The organism is Aliiruegeria sabulilitoris (assembly GCF_001558155.1).
GTDB classification, from domain to species: domain Bacteria; phylum Pseudomonadota; class Alphaproteobacteria; order Rhodobacterales; family Rhodobacteraceae; genus Tropicimonas; species Tropicimonas sabulilitoris.
Genome location: NZ_LOAS01000015.1, coordinates 117168 through 139716 on the forward strand (window position 1 = coordinate 117168; position 22549 = coordinate 139716).

Annotated in this window: 21 protein-coding genes; 7 read left to right on the forward strand and 14 right to left on the reverse strand. The window is 63.8% G+C overall.

Annotation, left to right across the window (positions count from 1 at the left end):
• Positions 1–2: 2 nt before the first annotated feature.
• The 8 genes from AX756_RS15625 to AX756_RS15660 all read right to left on the reverse strand — a co-directional run bounded on the left by AX756_RS15625 (position 3) and on the right by AX756_RS15660 (position 7362).
• On the reverse strand, positions 3–1109 hold the full coding sequence (locus tag AX756_RS15625) for an ABC transporter permease (RefSeq protein ID WP_068313468.1): 1107 nt from the start codon (positions 1107–1109) through the stop codon (positions 3–5).
• Positions 1109–2689: an ABC transporter ATP-binding protein gene (locus AX756_RS15630; RefSeq protein ID WP_068313471.1), complete on the reverse strand. Its 1581-nt coding sequence runs from the start codon at positions 2687–2689 to the stop codon at positions 1109–1111. Before AX756_RS15630 ends, AX756_RS15625 begins: the two co-directional genes overlap by 1 nt.
• A gap of 84 nt (positions 2690–2773) precedes the next feature.
• Positions 2774–3769, reverse strand: a complete 996-nt coding sequence (locus tag AX756_RS15635) for a BMP family lipoprotein (protein ID WP_068313474.1) — start codon at positions 3767–3769, stop codon at positions 2774–2776.
• A gap of 247 nt (positions 3770–4016) precedes the next feature.
• Positions 4017–4448, reverse strand: coding sequence for a ribosomal protein S18-alanine N-acetyltransferase (rimI, locus tag AX756_RS15640; protein WP_068313476.1), 432 nt, complete (start codon positions 4446–4448; stop codon positions 4017–4019).
• Positions 4445–5119, reverse strand: a complete 675-nt coding sequence (tsaB, locus tag AX756_RS15645; protein ID WP_068313479.1) for a tRNA (adenosine(37)-N6)-threonylcarbamoyltransferase complex dimerization subunit type 1 TsaB — start codon at positions 5117–5119, stop codon at positions 4445–4447. Before tsaB ends, rimI begins: the two co-directional genes overlap by 4 nt.
• A 146-nt stretch (positions 5120–5265) precedes the next feature.
• A complete protein-coding gene (locus AX756_RS15650) occupies positions 5266–5832 on the reverse strand; it encodes a NifU family protein (RefSeq protein ID WP_068313482.1) in 567 nt (188 codons plus the stop codon).
• A gap of 100 nt (positions 5833–5932) precedes the next feature.
• Entirely contained in the window at positions 5933–6388 is a 456-nt protein-coding gene (locus AX756_RS15655) for a universal stress protein (protein WP_068313484.1), read from the reverse strand.
• Between the two features lie 110 nt (positions 6389–6498).
• Entirely contained in the window at positions 6499–7362 is an 864-nt protein-coding gene (locus tag AX756_RS15660) for a branched-chain amino acid aminotransferase (RefSeq protein ID WP_068313488.1), read from the reverse strand.
• Between the two features lie 557 nt (positions 7363–7919).
• Here AX756_RS15660 and AX756_RS15665 point away from each other — a divergent pair.
• Entirely contained in the window at positions 7920–8324 is a 405-nt protein-coding gene (locus AX756_RS15665) for an OsmC family protein (RefSeq protein ID WP_068313491.1), read from the forward strand.
• A 128-nt stretch (positions 8325–8452) separates the two neighbouring features.
• On the opposite strand, the gene AX756_RS15670 is transcribed toward AX756_RS15665, so the two are convergent.
• Complete coding sequence (locus AX756_RS15670) at positions 8453–9142, reverse strand: rhomboid family intramembrane serine protease (RefSeq protein ID WP_068313602.1); 690 nt, start codon at positions 9140–9142, stop codon at positions 8453–8455.
• A gap of 73 nt (positions 9143–9215) precedes the next feature.
• Here AX756_RS15670 and trpS point away from each other — a divergent pair, with 73 nt between their 5' ends.
• Positions 9216–10241, forward strand: coding sequence for a tryptophan--tRNA ligase (trpS, locus tag AX756_RS15675; RefSeq protein ID WP_068313494.1), 1026 nt, complete (start codon positions 9216–9218; stop codon positions 10239–10241).
• Between the two features lie 236 nt (positions 10242–10477).
• On the opposite strand, the gene murJ is transcribed toward trpS, so the two are convergent.
• Genes murJ through AX756_RS15690 form a run of 3 tightly spaced genes read right to left on the reverse strand, consistent with a single transcriptional unit; the run spans position 10478 to position 15973 of the window.
• Positions 10478–12031, reverse strand: a complete 1554-nt coding sequence (gene murJ, locus AX756_RS15680) for a murein biosynthesis integral membrane protein MurJ (protein WP_068313497.1) — start codon at positions 12029–12031, stop codon at positions 10478–10480.
• Complete coding sequence (locus AX756_RS15685; RefSeq protein ID WP_068313500.1) at positions 12028–14844, reverse strand: [protein-PII] uridylyltransferase; 2817 nt, start codon at positions 14842–14844, stop codon at positions 12028–12030. The genes murJ and AX756_RS15685 overlap by 4 nt, the downstream gene beginning before the upstream one ends.
• Entirely contained in the window at positions 14804–15973 is a 1170-nt protein-coding gene (locus AX756_RS15690) for a penicillin-binding protein activator (RefSeq protein WP_068313503.1), read from the reverse strand. The genes AX756_RS15685 and AX756_RS15690 overlap by 41 nt, the downstream gene beginning before the upstream one ends.
• A gap of 94 nt (positions 15974–16067) precedes the next feature.
• Between AX756_RS15690 and rsmI the strand changes: the two genes are divergently transcribed.
• The 4 genes from rsmI to AX756_RS15710 all read left to right on the forward strand — a co-directional run bounded on the left by rsmI (position 16068) and on the right by AX756_RS15710 (position 19211).
• Positions 16068–16949, forward strand: coding sequence for a 16S rRNA (cytidine(1402)-2'-O)-methyltransferase (gene rsmI / locus AX756_RS15695; RefSeq protein WP_068313506.1), 882 nt, complete (start codon positions 16068–16070; stop codon positions 16947–16949).
• A complete protein-coding gene (locus AX756_RS15700) occupies positions 16946–17299 on the forward strand; it encodes a YraN family protein (protein WP_068313509.1) in 354 nt (117 codons plus the stop codon). Before rsmI ends, AX756_RS15700 begins: the two co-directional genes overlap by 4 nt.
• Positions 17300–17361: 62 nt before the next feature.
• Positions 17362–18306: a glutathione synthase gene (gene gshB, locus AX756_RS15705; protein ID WP_068313605.1), complete on the forward strand. Its 945-nt coding sequence runs from the start codon at positions 17362–17364 to the stop codon at positions 18304–18306.
• Positions 18307–18314: 8 nt separating this feature from the next.
• Positions 18315–19211 carry an alpha/beta hydrolase gene (locus tag AX756_RS15710; RefSeq protein ID WP_231701076.1) on the forward strand — a complete coding sequence of 299 codons (897 nt, stop codon included), beginning with the start codon at positions 18315–18317 and terminating at the stop codon, positions 19209–19211.
• 3 nt (positions 19212–19214) lie between these two features.
• Here the strand turns inward: AX756_RS15710 and AX756_RS15715 are convergent, their stop codons facing one another.
• Complete coding sequence (locus AX756_RS15715; RefSeq protein ID WP_068313511.1) at positions 19215–20729, reverse strand: YifB family Mg chelatase-like AAA ATPase; 1515 nt, start codon at positions 20727–20729, stop codon at positions 19215–19217.
• Between the two features lie 199 nt (positions 20730–20928).
• On the opposite strand from AX756_RS15715, the gene AX756_RS15720 reads away from it, so the two are divergent.
• Complete coding sequence (locus AX756_RS15720; protein WP_068313514.1) at positions 20929–21600, forward strand: sugar transferase; 672 nt, start codon at positions 20929–20931, stop codon at positions 21598–21600.
• A gap of 18 nt (positions 21601–21618) precedes the next feature.
• On the opposite strand, the gene AX756_RS15725 is transcribed toward AX756_RS15720, so the two are convergent.
• Positions 21619–22491: a glutathione S-transferase gene (locus tag AX756_RS15725; protein ID WP_068313518.1), complete on the reverse strand. Its 873-nt coding sequence runs from the start codon at positions 22489–22491 to the stop codon at positions 21619–21621.
• Positions 22492–22549 lie beyond the last annotated feature (58 nt).

The window sequence follows — 22549 nt, forward strand, 5'->3', positions numbered from 1 at the left end:
TCTTATTCTCCCGCCGCCTGTTTGGACCGGCGTATCGCCAGGAATATTTTCTCGATCGGCATGCGCACCATGTTGTCGAGCGCGCCGGTGAAGAGGATGACGAGCCCCTGGATCACCACGATCAACTCGCGCGGGATCGACATCCAGAGCGCCAACTCTGCCCCCCCTTGGTAGAGGAAGCCGAACAGGATCGCCGATATCAGGATGCCCAAGGGGTGGTTGCGCCCCATCAACGCCACGGCGATGCCGATGAAACCTGCCCCTTCGACCGAGTTGAGCACCAGCCGTTCTGCTTCGCCCATCACGTTATTGACGGCCATCATGCCCGCGAGCCCGCCCGAGATCAGCATCGCGATGACAATGATCTTGGTCGGCGAGATACCGGCATAGACGGCGGCACTCTCGGATTTGCCATAGGCGCGCAGCTCGAATCCGAAGCGGGTGCGCCAGATCAGCAACCAGACCAGCAGGCAGGCGATCAGCGCAATGATGAAGGCGAGGTTGGCCGGGGCCGATTTGGAGAACGGAATGCCGACAATTGCGAGGATGTCATGCAGGGAAGGCAGGTTGCTTCCGTCCGGAAACTTGGCCGAGGCCGGGTCCATCGAGCCTGCGGGGCGCATCACGTTGACCAGCATGTAGTTCAGTACGGCGGCGCCGATGAAGTTGAACATGATGGTTGTGATGACGATATGGCTGCCGCGTTTCGCCGCGAGCCATGCCGGCAGAAAGGCCCAGGCCGCCCCGAAGAGCGCGCCGCCGACCATCGCGGCCGGCAAGGCAAGCGTCCAGTGCGGCCAGGGCAGCATCAGGCAGACCAAGGCCACACCCAGGCCGCCCAGCGTCGCCTGTCCCTCGGCACCGATATTGAACATCGAGGCATGCGAGGCGACGGCGAAGGCCAGCCCGGTAAAGATGAAATTGGTGGCGTAAAAGAGCGTGTAGCCCCAGCCATAGGTGGAGCCGAAGGAGCCCTGCACCATCAGTTTCAGCGCCGCCCAGGGGTCTTCACCGATCCCCAGGATCACCAGCGCCGAGATCACCATTGCCAGAAGCAGTGAGACCACTGGCACAAGGACCACGTCGGCCCATTTCGGCATCACGTCCATCAGGTGCTCCCCCCGTTCGTCACGCCAGCCATCAGCAGGCCCAGCTCGCCTTCATTCGTTTCGCCCGGAAGGCGTTCGCCCATAATCTGGCCGTCGAACATCACCGCGATGCGGTCGGAAAGGCCCATGATCTCGTCCAACTCGACCGAGACCAGCAGGATCGCCTTGCCCGCGTCGCGCAGGTTGATGATCTGCTGGTGGATGAACTCGATGGCGCCGATATCGACACCGCGCGTCGGTTGTCCGACCAGCAGCAGGTCCGGGTTGCGCTCGATCTCGCGGGCGAGCACGATTTTCTGCTGGTTGCCGCCCGAGAAGCTCTTGGCGGCAAGCTGCGGGTTCGGCGGGCGCACGTCGAAGCGCTCCATCTTGCCCTCTGTCTCGGCCTTGATGCCGGCATTGTCCATCAGCCAGCCCTTGTTCAGCGCCGGATCCCATTGGTAGCCGAAGACCATGTTCTCCCAGGCGGCGAAATCCATGATCAAACCGGCGCGCTGGCGGTCTTCGGGGACATGGGCGATGCTGCGTTCACGCCGGGAGCGACCGTCGGAATACTTTCCGGTCAGGTCGATCTCCTGGCCGTTGATCTGCACCGAGCCGGTGGCGCGCGTGATGCCGCCCAGCACGTTCAGAAGCTCGGACTGGCCATTGCCGGCCACGCCCGCGATGCCGAGGATCTCGCCCGCCCGCACTTCGAGGCTGACGCCCTTGAGACGTTGCACCTTGTCTTCGTCCACGACACGGAGGTCTTCGACCTTGAGCACGGTCGCGCCGGGCTGGGCGGGCTTCTTGTCCACCCGCAGCAGCACCTTGCGGCCTACCATCAGCTCGGCCAGCTCCTCGGGCGAGGTCTCGGCGGTCTTGACGGTGGCGGTCATCTGGCCGCGCCGCATCACGGAGACCGTGTCGGTCACATCCATGATCTCGCGCAGCTTGTGGGTGATCAGGATGATCGTCTTGCCTTCGTCGCGCAGGCCGCGAAGGATGCGGAACAGGTGGTCCGCCTCGGCGGGCGTCAGCACCCCTGTCGGCTCGTCGAGAATCAGGATCTCCGCATTGCGGTAGAGCGACTTGAGGATCTCCACCCGCTGTTGCTGGCCCACGCCGATCTCCTCGATCACGGCGTCGGGGTCCACGTTCATCTCGTATTCTTCGGCGATCTCGGTCAGGTGCTTGCGCGCGTTCGACATGGTCGTGCGCAGGAGAGCGCCTTCCTCGGCGCCCAGCACGACGTTTTCGAGAACGGTGAAGTTCTCCACCAGTTTGAAATGCTGGAAAACCATGCCGATGCCGGCGGCAATGGCGGCCTGGCTGTCGGGAATCTGGGTGACCTGTCCGTTGATCAGGATCTCGCCGCGATCGGCCTTGTAGAAGCCGTAGAGGATCGACATGAGCGTCGATTTGCCCGCGCCATTCTCGCCGATAATGCCATGGATCGCGCCCTTGGCGACGGATAAGGAGATATCCTTGTTCGCCTGGACCGGGCCGAAAGCCTTTGAAATCCCGCGCAATTCGATGGCCGGCGGTGCATTCGGGGCCGCTCCGGGCGGCTGTCCGGACGTGTCGGCAAGATCCTTCATCGAGCATCCCCTGTCTTGTGACGGAAAGGGCCGCGCGGCGTCACGCAACGCGGCCCTTCCTGCTGTTTCACGATCCGTCCCGGATCAGAACTCGAGCGCCGGGCAGGTGTTGTCGGCCATGTAGTCATGCACTGACAGCTCGCCCGAGGAGATCTTCTCGGCGGCCATGTCGGCGGCTGACTTCCAGTTGGCGTCGACGATGTCGGCATTGTTCTCGTCCATCGCGAAGCCCACGCCCTCGTTGGAAACGCCCATCACCACGATGCCGGTCTCGAAGCCGGGGCCGTCATCGAAGGCCTTCTCGACCGCGTTGTCGACGCGCTTGACCATGGAGGTCAGCACCTTGCCCGGGTGCAGGTGGTTCTGGTTGCTGTCCACGCCGATCGACAGGATGCCTTCGTCGGCAGCGGCTTGCAGCACGCCCACACCGGTACCACCGGCAGCGGCGAAGACCACGTCAGCGCCCTGCGATACCTGCGCCTTGGTCAACTCGGAGCCCTTCACCGGGTCGTTCCAAGCGGCGGGCGTGGTGCCGGTCATGTTGGAGATGATCTTGGCATCCGGGTTCACCGACTTGACGCCCTCGGCATAGCCACAGGCGAATTTGCGGATCAGCGGAATGTCCATGCCGCCGATGAAGCCGACCGTGCCGGACTTGGAGGCATTGGCGGCCAGCATGCCGACAAGATAGGAGCCCTCATGCTCGGAGAAGACCACCGAGCGCACGTTCGGCTGGTCCACCACCATGTCGATGATGGCGAAGGAGGTGTCGGGGTAGTCCGGGGCAACTTCGGCGAGGACATTGCCGAAGGCGAAGCCGGTCATGACCACCGGGTTGGAGCCCGACTCGGCCAGACGGCGCAGCGCTTGCTCCCGCTGGGCTTCGGACTGCATTTCGATTTCGCGGAAGGTTCCGCCGGTCTTGTCCGCCCAACGCTTGGCGCCGGTATAGGCGGATTCGTTGAACGACTTGTCGAACTTGCCGCCTAGGTCGAAAATGATTGCCGGTTCGGCCGAGGCGATGCCGGCCGTAAGGGCCAGGGCGGCAGCCGCGCCGAGGATGCTCCGCATAATTGTCATGAATACTCTCCCGGTTGGGTTTGTTTTGGGCAGCGGGCCGAGGACGGCCCGGATCGTCGGAACGATCGGATCTCGTGTCGGATCACCCGGGAATAAGGCCGCAGCCATGCAAGGGGGTCAACCGGTTTTTACATGTGGCGCACGCGCATTTCGGCGCGGCACGCGGTTCGGAGGCTTTGGTTTTCAAGGTGACCTCTCGAAGGGAGCCGGACATGTCACACTGTGACGTTGCGGAACCGAGGCGGTCTCAGGCCGGTGATGCGTCAAGGCGGCGGCTATAGACGATCGCGTCGATCCGCTCTCCCGTCGGGGCGCGGTAGTACTCCTTGCGCCGCCCGACCTGCGTGTAGCCGAAGCTTTCGTAAAGAGCGCGCGCGGCTTTGTTCTCGGCGCTGACTTCAAGAAAACTGGTCTTCGCGCCACGAATGCGGGCTTCGTCTTCGTAAGCAAGCAGGAGTTGCCGGCCATGACCTACGCGTTGTCGCGCCGGGGTCACGGCGATGGTCAGCAATTCGGCCTCGTCCAGCATTATCCGCCCGAGCGCGAAGCCCGCGTCGCGGACGCACAGGTAAACGCCGGGCGATTGCTGGAAGGTTGCGAATTCGTCCTCGGACCATGGGCGCGGCGTGTCGAAGCAGAGCGCGTGAAGCGCGGCAAGCGCGGCCGGGGTCGGGGTCATGGCAGGATCACCGGGGGCGGGTCCGAGGGGGGGACGGCATCGGCCGCGCGCACGTAGAGCGGCGCGGGCCGTTCGGCTGGCATGCCCTCCTCCAGAAGGCGCCTCCGGGCGATTCGGGCGATCCGTTCGGGGATATCTTCCAGAACGGCCGGAATGGCGGAGCCTGCCGTCTGCGCGGAAATCTCCTCTGCGAGATGTCCGATGATGGTGGTGCTGCCGGTTGTGCCGAGATCGTTCGGCAGTTCCGAGAGCGCAGCGAGGCGCGGTTTTCCTGCGGGTCTGCCATAGCGGAAAAGCTGCAGATAGACCTGTTCACGCGGGGCGGGCAGGCAGACCAGAAGCTCTTGGGCTGTGTTGCCATGCGCCATGATCTCGAAATTCGACACGCCCACGGCGGGAATTCCGAGTGCCAGCGCCAAGCCCCGCGCCGCTGATACCGAAATACGGATGCCGGTGAAATTGCCGGGCCCGATACCGACCGCAAGCGCGTCCAGATCGGACCACGCGAGACCGCGCCCCGCCAGCGTCTCTTCCAGAAGCGGCATCAGCGCTTCGGCCTGTCCGCGTTTCATCTCCATGACGCGCGCGCCATGAAGTTCGTCGCCTTGAAGCAGCGCGGTGGCGCAATGCGGGCCGGATGTGTCGAAGGCGAGGATGTTGGCAAATGTCATTCAGCGGGCTTTCACCGGGATACTATGGCTTCGAGCGCGCGGTTTCAAAGGCAAAAGGCGCTGCCTCGCATGTGCAGCGCCCGGTTATTCGATCGCCTTCGGTCACAGACGAACCGTCCCCGTGCAATGCCTGTGCGTTGCGCCCGTCAGACGGCGACGGGGCGAACCTCGAGCACTTCCGGGATGTAGTGGCGCAGCAGGTTCTCGATGCCCATCTTGAGCGTCAGCGTCGAGGAGGGGCAGCCCGCGCAGGCACCCTGCATGTGCAGGTAGACCACGCCACGGTCGAAACCGTGGAAGGTGATGTCGCCGCCATCCTGGGCCACTGCAGGGCGAACACGGGTGTCGAGCAGTTCCTTGATCTGGTTGACGATCTCGGAATCCTCGCCCTCGTGCTCGGCATGACCGCCCGTGGCGGGAGCGCCATCATCGGCAACCGCCGGCTGCCCGGACTGGAAATGTTCCATGATCGCGCCGAGGATCGCCGGCTTCACATGTTCCCACTCCACCGTTTCGGCCTTGGTCACGGTGACGAAATCATTGCCGAAAAACACGCCCGTCACGCCGGTCACGGCAAAGACACGGGACGCCAATGGCGAACGCTCGGCCGCGGTGGCGTTCGGGAAATCGGCGGTGCCGGTTTCCAGCACGGTCTGGCCGGGAAGGAATTTAAGGGTCGCCGGGTTCGGCGTGGATTCTGTCTGAATGAACATGGGGCATGCCTCTTTGGCGGGATGGTCGGTATATGCGCTTTAAGGGCGCGCGTGTCAATGAGTTGGAATCGTTCTAAACTGGGGCGAGAGTCGCTGCGCCTCAGGTGATCGCGTCCAGTTGCTCCTTGGACAAGCTGCCCGGCACGATGGTGACGGGGACGGGCAGCGCGCCCGAATTCTTGGTCAATTGAGTGACCAGAGGGCCGGGGCCGCCCTTGCCAGTGGACGCACCCAATACCAGAACGCCAATATCGGGATCCTGACGGATCTGGGACAGCAATTCCGGAACCGGCTCACCCTCCCGGATCACCAGGTGCGGGTCCACCCCCTGCCGGTCGCGCATCCACTTGGCGAAAACCTCGAAATGCGCCTCGATCCGTTCGCGGGCCTCCGCGCGCATGATGTCGCCAACCCCGATCCAATGGTTGAATTCTTCGGGCGGGATGATCGACAGGATCTCGACGCCGCCGCCGGTATTGGCCGCGCGCATCGCCGCGTACCGCATGGCGTTCAGGCATTCGCGACTGTCATCCAGCACCACAAGGAACTTGCGCATTAGGTCTCCTCCTTAGCGCCGAAAGCGCATCGGCCCCGTCCCGGCAATTTGCCCGCGCCCGACGCGCAGGGCAAGCAGAACCGGCAGGGCGGTTGGCTGGCCGGGAGCGGTCACTTTGCGGACAGGGCCCAATCCCAGTAGAGTTCCCGCGCACGGCGGGTGACGGGACCTTCCTGATACGTCACTTCGTCAAAGGCGGTCACCGGGGTGATCTTGCTCATGTTGCCGCTCAGGAAAACCTCGTCGGCATTTTCGAAATCCTCGAAGCTCAGGACCGTCTCGACCACCTCGACGCCGTCCGCGCGCAGGTTCGCGATATGCCGCGACCGGGTGATGCCCGCGAGAAAGGTGCCATTGGCGATGGGGGTGAAGGCGACGCCGTCCTTGACCATGAAGGCGTTCGCCGTGGCGGATTCGGCGACATTGCCCATCGCATCGGCCACCAGCGCGTTGCCGAACCCTTGGGCGAGCGCCTCGGCCAGCATCCGCGCGTTGTTGGGGTAAAGGCAGCCTGCCTTGGCATTGCAGACCGAGGAATCCAGCGTCGGGCGGCGGAAACGGGTGCGGGTGAGGGTGGTCGAGGCCGTCGGCGGGGCCATGGGGATTTCTTCGAGGCAGATCGCAAAGCCGGTGACGCCCTGTTTCGGCATGACGCCGGTGGCGCCGCCATCGATGCCCCAATACATCGGCCGGATATAGACGGCCTGCTCCCGGGAATAGGCCTTGAGCCCCTCGCGCACGATCTCGACCATGTCTTCGGCGGAGACGGTCGGCGTGATCATCAGCGCTTCGGCGGAGCGGTTGATGCGGGCGCAATGGGCCTCCAGATCGGGCGTGACGCCCTCGAAATATCGCGCGCCGTCAAAAACGGATGTGCCCAGCCATGAGCCATGATCGGCCGCGCGCATCACGGGGATGTCGCCGACATGCCAGCTGCCTTCGAAATATGTCCGGATATTCGTACCGACCGCCATCTGGGGATTCCTTCTAACTCAGCCGGCGCGAGACTAGGAGGCTCGGTCGGAAGGGTCCAGCCCCGCCGGGTGCGGCATCGCCTCCGGCCCCGAGGGCGATTCCGGAGGTGATCCAATGGCTCCAGTGGCCATAGACAGGAGCCGAGCTTCTCTGTGTGCGAAGGGAAGCGCCGGAGAGGCGAGAAGGGGACTGATCTGGCCAGGCCTGGGACCGTGCGTCTTCCCGCAGGTGTCGGATGCCCGCGGATGTATGAGAACACGTCGACATGTTGCAACCATCCACAGAAGTCACCTTGCGTGCAGATGGAAACGTCAGCCTTGCAGCGAAACAGAGCGCGGCCTGACATGGAGAAGAACACAGGTAACGCAGCTCTGGCTGACCCCATGTGGATTGGTGCAATGTGGGTTCATCCCGCGGGCATGCCGATTTTTCGAAGATCCCAACGATCTCACCGGATGACCGAATTCGGTCATCCGGCAAAGACACCCGCTTGGGAAACAGGAATGTGCTAGTGTAAGCCCGCGAGATGTCGATTTGGTCAGGATGGAAATCGCCAATGCCTAAAGCCCAAGTGGTCCTGCGAAGCATTACCGGAACAGAAGCTGCAATGGGGTGGGCGGGAAATCACACCATTGTTGTTGACCGACCAGAGGGATTGGCCGGCGGCATGGGCCTGGGCTTCAACGGAGCCCAACTTCTGGCATTGGCTGTAGGAGGATGCTTCTGCAACGATCTCCGCTACGTCGCCCACGAAATGCAGGTCGGGATCGACAGGCTTTCCGTAGACGTGGAAATGGACTTGGAAGGAGAACCGTTGGTCGCCAGCGCCGTACGAATGACGGTGAACTGCACGATGCAAGACGGTTCAGATCCCGCACCGATCATAGAGAAAGCGAGAGGCAGTTGCATGGTCAGCAATTCCCTCGCCAGGGGCGTCCCGGTAAAGATTGCTCTTTCTTAACAGCGATAGGCCAGGAGGTTGAGTGATGCCAGAATCGCGCTCTTGCTTCGTGAGAGGCAGACGGATCGGCTTTCTCGAAGATAGCCGGGATGTCAGTTTTTTTGACACTATGGACGAAAAGCGTGCGGCTATCGCTGCCGCATCGTCTGTACGAGAGCGGTCCAGCCGCCCGGCTGCAACACGACCGAGAGGATGAAGCCGGTGAAGAAGCCAGCCAGCTCCGCCACCCAATCCTTGTTCGCGCCGAAGATCAGCCCGAAGAGCAACTGAATCCCCATGAGAAACCCGATCAGCCGAAAGGCCTGAAGTTGATTCTCCCCGGTGCGGCCATAGCCGACCCAGAGGATGAAGGTGAAGGCACCGATCAGCCCGTAGGCGCCGGGATAGCCGCCGAAAAGTGGCTGAGTCGTGCTAAGCAGTAGCCCATAGGCCAACGCGCCGACAATCCCCGAGGCGAGAAAGATCACCAGAACCGTCCACTGGCGAAAGGTCTCGCCCACCATTTTGCCAAGCGCGAGCACGAAGACGCAGACCATCACCATGTGTGTGAAGGAGCCGTGCACGAAAAGATAGGTCATGAAGCGCTTCACATGCTCGATCGGCCAGCGGTGGGTCTCGATCATCCATTTGAAGATCTCGCCGGAGAAGGCGTAATCCTGGATCGCGAAAATGCGCCAGTCCTCGCCGCCACGCGTGCCGGCAATCAGCCCGGATTTTGACAGGTAGAACAGCACTTCGATGCCGAAGAGAACGGCCACCAGCGCCACCACGACGGGCGGGATGGAGTTGAATGGGCTGTCATGTGGTTCGGCTTGCATGGCTGCCTCCGGTTGACGGGATATGCCGGCATGGGTAAGCGGTCCCAGCCCGAATATCCAGCCGGAGTCCGACATGTCCGAAGCTTCCAAGTTCACCCCTCGCGTCTTTTCCGGGATCAAGCCCTCCGGGGGGCTGACGCTCGGCAACTATCTCGGCGCCATCAAGCGGTTCGTGGACTGGCAGGAGGCCGGCAGCCACGAGACGATCTATTGCGTGGTGGACCTGCACGCGATCACCGTCTGGCAGGACCCGGCAGTGCTGCACGCGGCCACGCGGGAAGTGGCGGCGGGTTTCATTGCCTCCGGCATCGATCCCGTGAAATCGATCCTGTTCAACCAGAGCCAGGTTTCGGCCCATGCAGAGCTCGGTTGGATCTTCAGCTGTGTCGCGCGCGTGGGCTGGATGAACCGCATGACGCAGTTCAAGGACAAGGCCGGCACCAATGCCGAGAAGGTCTCTCTGGGCCTTTATGCCTATCCGGCGCTGATGGCCTCCGACATTCTGCTCTACCACGCCACGCATGTGCCGGTGGGCGAGGATCAGAAACAGCATGTGGAGCTGACCCGCGACATCGCCCAGAAGTTCAACCATGACTACAAGGTGGATTTCTTCCCGGAGACGGCACCGGTGATCGAAGGGCCGGCCACGCGGGTGATGAACCTGCGCGACGGCACCAAGAAGATGTCCAAGTCCGGCGAGTCGGACATGGAACGCATCAACATGACCGACGATGCCGCGACAATCGCCAAGAAATTCAAGAAGGCCCGCACCGATCCGGAACCCCTGCCCGAGACGCTGGACGGGCTGAAGGATCGTCCCGAGGCAAAGAACCTCGTCGATATCTATGCGGGCCTGTCCGGGCTGTGCGCCGAGCAGGTGATCACGGAATATGCCGGCGCCGGCTGGGGCAGGTTCAAGCCCGCTCTGGCGGAGTTGGCTGTCGAGAAGCTCGGGCCGATTTCAACAGAGATGGCCCGCCTGATGGCCGATCCGGCCGAAATCGACCGCATCCTTGCCCATGGTGCCGAGCAGGCGCGCGAGATTGCGCAACCGATTCTGGACGAGACCTACCGTATCGTCGGCATGGTTGGTCGCTGAGGCGGCGCTCTTTCGGGCCAGGTTGGCACGAGCGTCTGCCGAAATCGAAGGGGGGCTTTGCCCCCCGGCGCTCTCGCGAGCGCTCCCCCAGGATATTTCTGAACAGATGATGCAAACAGCGGTTTGCTTTCATCGTTCTGCAAATCCCCCCGCCGGAGGCATGATCCGAAGGATCGTTCACGCGCGCGAAGCGCGCGCCCTTGAATGGCTGCCAGGTCCGCAGAACGTCTGTCAGTTCACTCTGTTCGGGCGCTTCGCTTCATGGAACGCTTGATCTCGCCGAGGCTCATAGCCCCTGTAAGTTCCGCAGCGCCGAAATAACTCACGATCCCAACGCATATCAGCATGAACAAGGCTCCGAAACGCAGGTGTTGCTGGTAGAGTGCATCTCCCAGCACGGCCTCGGTGCCCAGGAGGACCGCCCCCATGATCGCCGACGACAGGATGATCCGGAACGCCCGTCGTCTCAGGCGCGCGTCGATCTGTACCGCGTCACCCATGTTGCGGGAGCCGAGCCACAGAAGCACGACCATGGCCCAACCGGCCAGAGTCGTCGCCCAGGCGGCAGCATAAAACCCGATCACGAAGGAGCCACCAATGGCGATTGCCGCGTTGATGACCATCGCGACCATTGCGTAGTGAAAGGGCGTCCGCGTGTCGTGTCGGGCGAAATAGAGCGGTTGCAGGACCTTTTGCAGAACGAATGCAGGCAGGCCCGCACCGTAGATGGCCGTGACCTCTGCCGTGCGGCTGGCGGCCTGGGCCGAGAAGGCGCCGCGCTGGTAGAGCACCGAGACGATGGGATCCGCGATCAGAATGAGCGCCACGGCTGCGGGCACTGTCAGCAGCAGGGCAAATTCCGTCGCGCGGTTGAAAGCGTACCGGCCCCCATCCGTGTCTTCGGCCGCAAGACGGCGAGACAGGTCCGGCAGCAACACGACGCCGATTGCGATGGCAACGACGCCAAGCGGCAGTTGATAGAGCCGGTCTGCGAGGTTGAGATATTGGATTGCACCTTCGAAATAGGACGCGACCTGACGACCGACGAGCAGGTTGATCTGGACGACGCCCCCCGCGAGCATGGCCGGCAGGGCGATGGTGGCAAGTTTTCGCATGTCCGGCGTCAGGCGCGGCCGGCGCGGCACCAGCCGGAAACCGGCCCGGGATGCTGCAACCCAAACCAGGGCGAGTTGCGCAACACCCGCCACCGGTACCGCCCAGATCAGCCATGTGCCGAAATCGCCACCGACGACGCTGGCGGTGAACATTGCGCCAACCAATACGATGTTGAGAAGGACGGGAGCCGCCGCCGCCGCCACGAACCGCCCCGTCGCGTTCAGCACACCCGAGCAGAGCGCGGCCAGAGAGATGAATAGGATATAGGGAAAGGCGATGCGGCCGAATTCGACGGCCATGTCGAAGCGCCCATCCGCCCGGAAGCCGGAGGCCATGGCCAGTACCAGCCAGGGCATGGCAAGCTGCGCCAGCAAGGTGAACACGATCAGAACCGAGGCCAACCCGGCAAAGGCGTCGTTGGCAAAGCCCTTCGGGTCATCGCCACTCTCCAGTTTCCTGGAGAAGAGCGGCACGAAGGCCATGTTGAACGCCCCTTCGGCAAAGAAGCGGCGGAACATGTTGGGCAGGCTGAAGGCGACGATGAAGGCTTCGGCCACCGGTCCGTCACCGAACCGCGCGGCGATGGCGATGTCGCGCACGAAACCGAGGATCCGCGACATGAGCGTCCAGAAGCCCACCGTCAGGAATCCCGCCATCAGGCGGATGGGTCTCATTCGACCCTGGCCCTCTCCGCACCGCGTTCGATCGCGGTAATCAGCTTCTTCTCAAGCGAGCGTTGCTTGGATTCCGAATAGATTTTCAATCCGAACATGTCCTTGACATAGAAGGTATCGACCACCTGTGCGCCATAGGTCGCGATCTGCGCCGAGGCGATGTAGATATGGGCATTGGCCAGCGTGCGCGTGAGGTCGTAGAGCAGCCCGGGCCGGTCGCGCGTATCGACCTCGATCAACGTGTAGATCTCGGAGCCATCATTGTCGAAATGGACCGAGGTCGGGAAGCGGAAATCGCGTTCGCGCTTCTTCTGCTTGTCCCGCTTGACCAGCGCATCGCGGGCGATGACCTCGCCCTTGAGCGTCTTGTCGATCATCTGCCTAAGGCGCGGCAGGCGGCCGGCCTCATAGGGCGCTCCGTCGCCATCCTGAATCCAGAACACCGCGGTGGCATAGCCGTCCTTGGAGGTATAGGTCCGCGCATCGACGACATTGGCGCCCACAAGCGCCAACGCGCCGGCGAGCCGCGAGAAGATGCCGGGATGATCGACCAGCGCGAAGCACGCGCGCGTCGCATCGCGGTCGGGCTCCGGCGTGAGGTCGATGCGGATCTCGTCGTCGCCCAACCCCCGGAGCAGCTTGGCCAGGCTGATATGCGTCTCCTTCGGCATGCCTTGCCAATAGGGCGAGTAATGCCGTGCGATCTCCGCGTCGATCTCCTCTGGAGGCCAGTCGGCCAGGGCCACGCGCAGCGCAGCCTGTGCCTCTTCGCCGATATTGTCGCGGTTGAGATCTTCCAGCCCGCTTTTCAGTGCATTGGCTGTCTGGCGGTGCAGGGTCCGCAGGAGCTGCGCCTTCCAGTTGTTCCAGACATGCGGGCCGACGCCGCGAATGTCGCAGACCGTCAGCACGGTCAGCAGGTCGAGCCGCTTGCGTGTTTTCACCGCCTTGGCAAAATCCGAGACGGTTCGCGGGTCCGAGATGTCGCGTTTCTGGGCCATGTCCGACATCACCAGATGCATCCGGACCAGCCACTCCACCGTTGCCACTTCTTCTTCGGAAAGTCCCAGCCGCTGACAGACCGGACGTGCGATGCGCGCACCCAGAATGGAGTGATCCTCCTGCCGGCCTTTTCCGATATCGTGAAGAAGAACAGCCAGATAGATGACGCGCCTGTTGATCCCCTTCTTCAGGATACGTGAGACTACCGGGAGCTCTTCGACCAACTCTGCGTGTTCGATTTGTGCAAGCACTCGAATGCATTGTATCGTGTGCTCGTCCACCGTGTAGGCGTGGTAGAAGTTGAACTGCATCATCGCCAGGATGGGTTCGAACTCCGGCAGGAACGCGGCGAGCACGCCCAGCTCGTTCATGCGGCGCAAGGCTCGTTCCGGGTTGCCGTGATCGAGCATCAGCCGCAGGAAGATCTCTGCCGCTTCCTTGTTTCGGCGCATATCGGCATCGATGATATGCAGATTGGCCGATACCAGCCGCATCGCGTCCGGGTGGATCAGCGTATCGATGCGCAGCGCCTCGTCGAACAGGCGCAGTATGTTCAGGTTGTCGGCAAGGAATGCCTCGTCATCGGCAATCCCAAGCCGCCCGCCCTTCATGACGAAGCCGTCGCTGACGTTCTTGCGACGGCGGAAGAAGCCAGCCAGAATCGGCTCGCGCTTGGCGTGCTGCTCCTCGAGCTTGGTCAGGAAGATCCGCGTCAGCTCGCCCACACGGGTCGCGTGGCGGAAATAGTCCTGCATGAAATGCTCGACCGCCCGGCGTCCGGAATGGTCCGAATAGCCCAACCGTTCAGCCACGGGCACCTGCATGTCGAAGGTCAGTTGTTCGGCGGGACGCCCGGCGATCAGGTGCAGATGCGCGCGGGCGGCCCAGAGGAAGGTTTCGGCCTGTTCGAAGGCCCAGAACTCCTCGGGCGTGAAAACGCCACTCTCCACCAGTTCTTCGATCCGGTTCACGTCGTGGACGTATTTCGCGATCCAGAAGAGCGATTGCAGGTCACGCAGCCCGCCCTTGCCCTCCTTGATGTTGGGTTCCAGCATGTAACGCTGGCCACCCTGTTTCTTGTGCCGTTCCGAGCGCTCCTGCAGCTTGGCCTCGACAAATTCCTTGTTCGAGGTGCGGAACAGCTCTTTCTTGAGCCGTTCGGTGAGCTTCTCCGTCAGTTCCGGGTCACCATCGACATGCCGCATCTCCAGCAGCGAGGTGCGGATGGTGAAGTCTTCCTTGCCCAGCTTCATGCATTCGCGGATCGTGCGGGTCGAGTGGCCGACCTTCAGCCGCAAGTCCCACAGGATATAGAGCATCTCCTCGACGATGCTCTCGATGCGTGCAGTGAGCTTTTCCTCGGAGAGAAACAGCAGGTCCACATCCGAATGCGGCGCCATCTCGGCACGGCCGTAGCCGCCAACCGCGATCACGGACATATGCTGTTCGGAGGCATCGGCCCCGCCCTTGACCAGCAGAAACTTGGCCGTCCAGAAGGCGGAGCGCACCAGGCAATCGGTCAGCCAGGCGTAGGAATGCACCAGCGGGCGCGCCGCGCGCGGGGATTTCTCGAAGGCGGCTTCGATGGCCTCGCGGCCTCGCGCCATTTCCTCGGCCAGAACCTTGGTGGCGCGCGCACGCCGCCCGGTGCCTGCGTCGCCTTTTACGGCGTCCGCGAGGCGCTCGGACAAGCCTTCGGTGTCGAAGATCGCATCCGGCGTGCAGATGAGATCGGTGGGGGGCGGCGGCGTCTGGGGGCCGCGCTCCAGCTCAGAAGCCGAAGCCGCCGAAGCTCTTGGGGGCAGGGTCAATGACAGTCACTCGGTTGTTCTGAATCTGACCCACGGCGAGGCCACGTTGGTTGGTGCCATCGGAACGAAGGCGGAAGATTCCGCTGACACCGACGAAACCGGATCCTTGTGTCAGGGCGGTACGGGTCAGAGCGTCGGACTTGCCCTTGCCGACAAGGGCGCCAATGGCGGCGATACCGTCATAGGCGAGGCCTGCCAGCGGGTGCGGGGCACTGCCATAGGCGCTTGCATAGCGGCTGTTGAAATTGTTGTTCAGCGCCGGGTCGGGCAGGGCGAGCCATGCGCCTTGCAGGCCGGGCTGCGACAGCGCCTCGGACGGAATGTCGAGACGGGCGAGACCGATGAACTGGTTCGAAGCGGAGGAGACGCCGTTTTCGGGCAGCATCTGCGCCAGGAACGGCATGGCGCCGGCATTGTCGGAGGTGAAGAACACCGATTGCGCGCCGGTGGACTGGACCTGGGCGGCAATCGTCGGAATTGCCGAGGCGATACCTTGCTGGGAAAGCTCGAAGGAGGCGTTGCCGGCCAGCGAGGCCCGGCTGCCCGAGATCGCCCGGACGATCGCGTCGCGTCCGATCTCTTCGGCGGTGGACTGGGCGTTGATGACGAAGATCTTTCCCTTGCCCTTGGAGGCGGCATAGCTCACCAGCCGGTCGGCGGTGTTGTCGAACGTATTGCCCAGCACGAAGACGTTGCCGCCGGCAATCGAGGCGTTGTTCGAGAAGGAGAGCACGTTCAGGCCGCGGCTTGCCACGGCGTGGCCCGCGGCGTTGGCGGCTTCGGAATAGAGCGGGCCGAGCAGGATCTTGGCACCATCTTCGGCGGCCTGGTTGGCGGCACCGGTGGCGCCTCCAGCGCTGCCGCCGGTGGGATAGACGCGAAGGTCGATATTCACGCCCTGCAGGTCCGCAATGGCCAGACGGGCGGCGTTTTCAAGGCTGCGCGAGACGACCGCGTCGCCGCCTTCTCCTCCCGGAACCAGAAGCGCAACCGGAACCGCGGCGCCGGTATCGATGGAGGGCCCGTTGCTTGCGGTGCTTGTCGGGTCACAGGCGCTCAGGAACAGTACGGCGGCAAGGGCAAGGCCGCGTCCCGGTAGAGATTGGGGGAGTTTCAATGCGGAAAACATGGGTTAAATCTCGCTCTTCCATATCTGGCCGGGTATTGGGAAAGGCAGCCCCCCCGGGCGCGGACGACCCTATGACGAGGAAGGCGGCAAGTAAATGACCGAGGTTGAGGCGAGGACCCTGTTTCGCGAGCTTCCGCTGGAGGCGGGACTCTACTTCGTGGCAACGCCTATCGGGAATGCCCGCGACATCACCTTGCGGGCGCTGGATATCCTTGCCTCTGCCGATGTCATTGCCGCCGAGGACACGCGCACGACGCGGCACCTGATGGATATACACGGCGTTCCGCTCCGCGGCAGGCCGATGGTCGCCTATCACGACCATAACGGCGCGAGCGCCCGACCGCGGCTGCTCGCGGCGATGGCAGCGGGCAAATCGGTTGCTTATGCCTCCGAGGCCGGGATGCCGCTCGTGGCCGATCCGGGCTACCAGCTCGGGGCTGCGGCAATCGAGGCGGGGCTGGCGGTAACTTGTGCGCCGGGGCCATCGGCGCCGCTGGCCGCGCTGGCGCTGTCGGGCCTGCCGAGCGACCGCTTTCTCTTTGCCGGCTTCCCGCCTGCTTCGGGGGGGGCGCGCAAGAAATGGCTCGCCGGCCTCGCGGGGTCGGACGCCACATTGCTGATCTTCGAATCGCCTCGACGGATCGCGCGCCTGGTCGGCGAGATGGCCGAGGGATTCGGCCCGGAGCGGCAGGCGGTGATCTGTCGGGAGTTGACCAAGCGTTTCGAGGAGGCGCTTCGAGGCACGCTCTCCGAGCTGTCCGAGACTCTGGAAACGCGCCAGCTCAAGGGCGAGATCGTGCTGGTGGTGGATCGCGCCGGCAAGCAGGAGGTCAACGAGGCCGATCTTGAGGACGCGTTGCGCGAAGCGCTGGACGAGATGCCGGTGAAACAGGCCGCAGCCGAGATCGCGGCACGTTTCGGCGCCCGCAAGCGGGATGTCTACCAGATGGCGCTTGCCCTGAAGGGCAGCGAATGACCGGCGCGCGCTCCTACCACGCGGGCGTTGCGGCCGAGGAGATTGTTGCGCGCCATTATCAGCAGCGCGGGCTGGTCCTGCGGGAGCAGCGATGGCGGGGGACCGCCGGCGAGGTGGACCTGATCTTCGCCGAGGGCGCGGGGCTGGTCTTTGTCGAGGTCAAGGCGTCTGACAATTTCGAGAGCGCCGCCGCGCATCTTCGCCCGCGCCAGATGGAACGCATCTATGCCGCCGCCAGCGAATACCTGGGGCAAATGCCGCTCGGGCAGGCCACCGAGAGCCGTTTCGACGTGGCTCTGGTAGATGGGACGGGGCAGGTGGAGATCCTGGAAGCCGCTTTCGGCATCTGACGGGGCGGTTGCCACCGACGGGCAAAAGGGCAATGAAGGGGCAAACCGTTCAAGGAGCCCCCATGCCCCTCAAGATCGCCTTCCAGATGGACCCGATCACCGCTGTCAACATCAACGCCGACAGCACGTTTCGCCTCGCCGAGGAGGCCCAGGCCCGTGGCCACGAGATGTGGTTCTATACCGTCGACAACATGAGCTGGCGCGACGGCAAGGTGATTGCCCGTGCGCAGAAATTCGAAGTGCGCCGCGTTCAGGGCGACCATGTCACGCTGGAGGCGGAGGCCGAGCTGGAGCTGTCGGAGATGGATGTGGTCTGGCTGCGCCAGGACCCGCCCTTCGACATGGGCTACATCACCAACACCCACCTGCTGGAATTCCTGATGCCGGAGGTGCTGGTGGTGAACGACCCGTTCTGGGTGCGCAACTACCCCGAGAAGCTGCTGGTGCTGCGCTTCCCGGAGCTGATCCCGCCGACCATGATCGCGCGCAACCTCAAGGATCTGAAGGATTTCAAGCACAAACATGGCGACATCATCCTCAAGCCGCTCTACGGCAATGGCGGTGCGGGCGTGTTCCGGCTCGACCCGAAAGACCGCAACCTCGCCTCGCTGCACGAGCTTTTCGCCGGTTTCAGCCGCGAGCCGCTGATCGCGCAGAAATTCATCCCCGACGTCTCCAATGGCGACAAGCGGGTGATCCTGGTCAATGGCGAAGCGGTGGGCGCGATCAACCGGGTGCCGGCGGAGGGCGAGACGCGTTCCAACATGCATGTGGGCGGCCGGCCGGAGAAGACCGGGCTGAGTGCACGGGATCAGGAGATCTGTGCCGCCATCGGCCCGCTTCTGCGCGAAAAAGGGCAGGTTTTTGTCGGAATCGACGTGATCGGCAACTACCTCACCGAGATCAACGTGACCTCGCCCACAGGCATTCAGGAGTTGGAGCGGTTCGACGGTATCAACGTGGCCGAGAAGATATGGCAGGTGATCGAGGCGAAGCGGGGCCTCTGAGTCTCCGCTTGAAGCTACTCAACCGCGCGCTGCGCCTCGTGGTGCGGCCGCAACTGCTGGCGACCGAAACCCCGGAGGAGGCCGAGGAAGATTTCGCGCGCTTCGCCCCGTTGCTGGTGCATCGGCCGCCCTACCTGTTGCGGCTGGTCTCGAAAGGCAGCCCGGATATTCACTGGATTACAGCCGGGCCGGTCGCGCCCCGCGGCGTGATCCTGCATTTTCACGGTGGCGCCTATATTGCCGGGAGCCCCGCTACCCATGCCGGAATGCTGGGGCAGCTCTCCCGGCTCAGCGGGCTGCGGGTGGCTGCGCCGGACTTCCGTCTGGCGCCTGCGCATCCAGCTCCCGCGCAGTTCGAAGACGCCCTGGACGCCCATGCTCGGCTTCTGGCCATCGGCTATCGGCCGGAGGAAATCGTCCTTGGCGGAGACAGCTCCGGCGGCGGCTTGGCGCTGGCGCTGCTTGCCGAGCTCTGCCGGCGGGGGCAAAGGCCTGCGGGGCTACTCGCCTTCTCGCCCTGGGTGGACATGACGCTCTCGGGCGAGAGCCTGCGCCGCAACGCCGATCGCGACCCGCTTCTGCCGGTTTCGCGGGCGGCGGAGGCGCGCGGCTATGCGCTCGGCAGGTTCCCCGCCGAGGATCCGCGCGTTTCGCCGCTTCGGGCCGATTTCGACGCGCCGCCGCCGGTCTGCCTGCATGTCGGCACGACCGAGATCCTGCTCGACGATTCGCGGCGCATGGCGGCGCATCTGCGGGCCTGCGGTGGAACGGTCAGCCTGCGGGAATGGCCCGATGCGCCGCATGTCCTGCCAATGTTCGACGGCTATGCCCCTGAAGCACGCGAGGCGCTCGAAGACGTCGCGCGTTTCATCGGAACCCTTGATGGCGTGAAGCGGGCAGGGTGAGCGTCAGTTCTGCGCGCCGATGGCGATGCGGAAGCTGACGGCCTCGGCGATATGGGCCCGGCGGATGTCCGGGCACCCCTCCAGATCCGCAATCGTGCGCGCGACGCGCAAGACGCGGTGATAGCCGCGCGCGGTCAGCCCGATCTTGTCCGCTACCTTTTGCAACAAGGCCCGCCCTTCGGAATCCGGCGTGGCGATTTCTTCGAGCAGGGCACCATCGGCGTCCGCATTCACGCGGATCTCCGGGTGCTCGGCAAAACGTTCGGCCTGCCGTGCGCGGGCCTGTGCAACCCGCGCCGCGATTTCGCGGGAGCCCTCGCCCGCCGGTGGCAGGTCGAGATCGGTAAAGGCGACCGGAGGCACCTCTATCCGCAGATCGATGCGGTCCATCAACGGGCCGGAGATCCGCCCGAGATAGTCCTCGCCGCAACCGGGCGCTCGTGAACAGGCGCGCGACGGATCGGCCAGATCTCCGCAGCGACAAGGGTTGGCCGCCGCGACCAGCAAGAACCGGCAGGGATAGCGCACATGCGCATTGGCCCGCGCGACCACGACCTCGCCGGTCTCGATCGGCTGACGCAGGGTTTCGAGAACCTGCCGGGGGAATTCCGGCAGCTCGTCCAGAAACAGCACCCCGTTATGGGCAAGCGAAATCTCCCCCGGTCGCGCGCCGCGCCCGCCGCCGACGATGGCGGCCATGGAGGCGGTGTGATGCGGCTCGCGAAATGGCCGCTCCCGGCAGATGCCGCCCTCCTTCAGCAGTCCGGAAAGCGAGTGGATCATGGAGGTTTCCAGCGCCTCTTCCGGCGACAGAAGCGGCAGGATGCCGGGCATGCGCGCCGCCAGCATGGATTTTCCCGACCCGGGCGCGCCGACCATCAGCGCGTGATGCCGCCCCGCCGCCGCAATCTCCAGCGCCCGTTTGGCGCGTTCCTGTCCCTTGACCTCTCGGAAATCGCGGGTGCTGGACAGCGCGGGCAATTCCGCCGGCTGGGCCGGGCTGAGCGGTGTCTGCCCGGTGAAATGAGCGACCGCTGCGGCGAGCGTGTCCGGCGCGATCACCTGTGTCGCCCCGACCCAGGCCGCTTCCGGTCCGCATTGGTGGGGGCAGAGCAACGTGCGCCCATCTTCGGCCGCCGCCATCGCCGCAGGAAGGGCGCCCAGCACCGCGACCAGCCCGCCATCGAGCGATAGCTCCCCAAGCGCCACGCAGTGCTCCACGGCGTCGGCGGGGACGATTTCCAGTGCCGCCAGCAGGGCCATCGCGATGGGCAGGTCGAAATGCGAACCCTCCTTGGGCAGGTCCGCAGGCGACAGGTTCAGCGTGATACGCTTGGAGGGCAGTGCCACGGCCATGCTCTGCAAGGCGGCGCGTACGCGCTCGCGCGCCTCGCTCACCGCCTTGTCCGGCAGCCCGACGATGGAAAAGGCGGGAAGGCCCGGAGAGACCGCGCATTGCACCTCGACGGGTCGCGCCTCTACCCCGTCAAAGGCCACCGTATAGGCCCGTGCCACCATCTCTCGCCTCTCAGGTAACTATTTGTAAACGAAATCGGCTATTTAGGTTGAGATTTCGTTAAGCCTTTCCTTCTACACCGAACGTTGCCGCTCAACGGTCCCACAGAGAAACCTCGGATTTGATGAAAGCTTAACGCGATTTGGCCGATAACTTGCCACAAACTGGGTGCATCTGTTCGGAAAACAACACGAGCAGACAATGACTTACGTACTTGGAAAGCCATCCATCCTCCTTCAGGGCCTCGACGGGCACCCGCAAGCGGCGGCCGATAGCGACTATTCCGGAAAGCGGGTTTTCGACCTGCTGGTCGTCCTCGCAGTCATGCCCTTCCTTTTGGTGCTGATAGGCGTCTTTGCCTTTCTGGTCGCACTCGACGGCGCGAACCCGTTCTTCATGCAACGGCGCGTCGGGCGCGATGGCAGCGTGTTCCAGATGATCAAGCTCAGGACGATGGTGCCGGATGCGCAGGCCCGGCTCGAGGAATACCTCGCCGCCAATCCGAGCGCGCGCGTCGAATGGGATCAGTATCAGAAGCTCTCGCACGATCCACGAGTCACCTGGATCGGCCGTGTGCTGCGCAAGACATCGCTCGACGAGTTGCCGCAATTCTTCAACGTTCTTTTCGGCGACATGAGCCTTGTCGGGCCGCGCCCGATCATGGTCGAGCAGGCCGAGCTCTATCCCGGCCGTGCCTATTACCGCATGCGCCCGGGAATCACCGGCCCCTGGCAGGTGTCGGACCGCAACGCCGTATCCTTCGTCGATCGCGCCAAATTCGACGTTCTTTATCTGGAGCGGCAGTCCTTGCTGGCTGATCTCGGTTATATCTTCCGGACATTCGGCGCGGTGTGCCGCATGTCCGGTTGCTGAGAGCTGCGCCCTTGGGAGTTACCGGGCCAACAGGGCCATGACTTCGGGCCAGGCACCGGCATCGGCCACAACCTTGTCTCGACAGAACGGATTGCAAAACCCGATAACCCGGCCTTCGATCCTGGCCAGATCCGTGACCGGCTTGCCCGAGAAGGGGCAGGCCGCGTTTTCGGCTGTGCCGTTTTCGATTGCCTGCGCGTCCAGCGGTTGGGGGCCCGGCCATTCGGCGCGCGGATAGTCGCGGTCGTACCAGGGAAGCCGCTCGCCCCGGAGTTGGCCAATGGCGCGCCAGCGGCGAAAGGCGGGGTCGGCCAGATGCGCATCGACATAGGCGCGGGCAGATGGGGAAACCGGCAGCCCATATCCCGCGATGCGCGCGGCAACGGGCGCGAAAAAGGCATCGGCGACCGAATAGCTGCCACAAAGCCAAGGCTCGGAGCTGGGATGCTTTGAGCGCGCGTAGTCCCAGATCAACTCGATCCGGCGTAGATCCGCTTTCAACTCTGGCGAACATGGCGATTCGGCATAGGCGGTGCGCAGATGCATCGGGCAGTCGTTTCGAAGCGTGCCGAAGCCGGCATGCATTTCCGCCGCGAGGCTGCGGGCCGTTGCCCGGGCCGACGGGTCCTGCGGCCATAGCCCGGCGTCAGGGTGGCGGCTGGCCAGTTCCTCGGCGATCGCAAGCGACTCCCACAGGACGGCGCCGTCCGGCAGACGGAGCGTTGGCACCGTGCGGGCGGGGGGGATGGGTTTCATCTGGTCCGCGACGGAACCGGACAGGAAATCGACCCAGATTGGCTCGTAATCGATACCGAATCGGTCAAACAGGAGCCAGGCCCGAAGGGACCAACTCGAATAGGCGGGATCGCCGAGATACAATGCAAAGGTCATTGGGCGACCGTATGTAACCTAAGCGACCTTGCCCAACGATAATTCGTGGAACAAGCAA

Bases quoted from the DNA above. Each gene is read 5' to 3' on its own strand.
- rimI (WP_068313476.1), bottom strand. From the start codon at position 4,448: ATGACCCCGACCCCGGCCGCGCTTGCCGCGCTTCACGCGCTCTGCTTC.
- trpS (WP_068313494.1), top strand. From the start codon at position 9,216: ATGTCCGAAGCTTCCAAGTTCACCCCTCGCGTCTTTTCCGGGATCAAG.
- AX756_RS15635 (WP_068313474.1), bottom strand. From the start codon at position 3,769: ATGACAATTATGCGGAGCATCCTCGGCGCGGCTGCCGCCCTGGCCCTT.
- AX756_RS15715 (WP_068313511.1), bottom strand. From the start codon at position 20,729: ATGGTGGCACGGGCCTATACGGTGGCCTTTGACGGGGTAGAGGCGCGA.
- AX756_RS15630 (WP_068313471.1), bottom strand. From the start codon at position 2,689: ATGAAGGATCTTGCCGACACGTCCGGACAGCCGCCCGGAGCGGCCCCG.
- AX756_RS15670 (WP_068313602.1), bottom strand. From the start codon at position 9,142: ATGCAAGCCGAACCACATGACAGCCCATTCAACTCCATCCCGCCCGTC.
- AX756_RS15650 (WP_068313482.1), bottom strand. From the start codon at position 5,832: ATGTTCATTCAGACAGAATCCACGCCGAACCCGGCGACCCTTAAATTC.
- AX756_RS15660 (WP_068313488.1), bottom strand. From the start codon at position 7,362: ATGGCGGTCGGTACGAATATCCGGACATATTTCGAAGGCAGCTGGCAT.
- tsaB (WP_068313479.1), bottom strand. From the start codon at position 5,119: ATGACATTTGCCAACATCCTCGCCTTCGACACATCCGGCCCGCATTGC.
- AX756_RS15725 (WP_068313518.1), bottom strand. From the start codon at position 22,491: ATGACCTTTGCATTGTATCTCGGCGATCCCGCCTATTCGAGTTGGTCC.
- murJ (WP_068313497.1), bottom strand. From the start codon at position 12,031: ATGAGACCCATCCGCCTGATGGCGGGATTCCTGACGGTGGGCTTCTGG.
- AX756_RS15690 (WP_068313503.1), bottom strand. From the start codon at position 15,973: ATGTTTTCCGCATTGAAACTCCCCCAATCTCTACCGGGACGCGGCCTT.
- gshB (WP_068313605.1), top strand. From the start codon at position 17,362: ATGCCCCTCAAGATCGCCTTCCAGATGGACCCGATCACCGCTGTCAAC.
- AX756_RS15655 (WP_068313484.1), bottom strand. From the start codon at position 6,388: ATGCGCAAGTTCCTTGTGGTGCTGGATGACAGTCGCGAATGCCTGAAC.
- AX756_RS15665 (WP_068313491.1), top strand. From the start codon at position 7,920: ATGCCTAAAGCCCAAGTGGTCCTGCGAAGCATTACCGGAACAGAAGCT.
- AX756_RS15625 (WP_068313468.1), bottom strand. From the start codon at position 1,109: ATGGACGTGATGCCGAAATGGGCCGACGTGGTCCTTGTGCCAGTGGTC.
- AX756_RS15700 (WP_068313509.1), top strand. From the start codon at position 16,946: ATGACCGGCGCGCGCTCCTACCACGCGGGCGTTGCGGCCGAGGAGATT.
- rsmI (WP_068313506.1), top strand. From the start codon at position 16,068: ATGACCGAGGTTGAGGCGAGGACCCTGTTTCGCGAGCTTCCGCTGGAG.
- AX756_RS15720 (WP_068313514.1), top strand. From the start codon at position 20,929: ATGACTTACGTACTTGGAAAGCCATCCATCCTCCTTCAGGGCCTCGAC.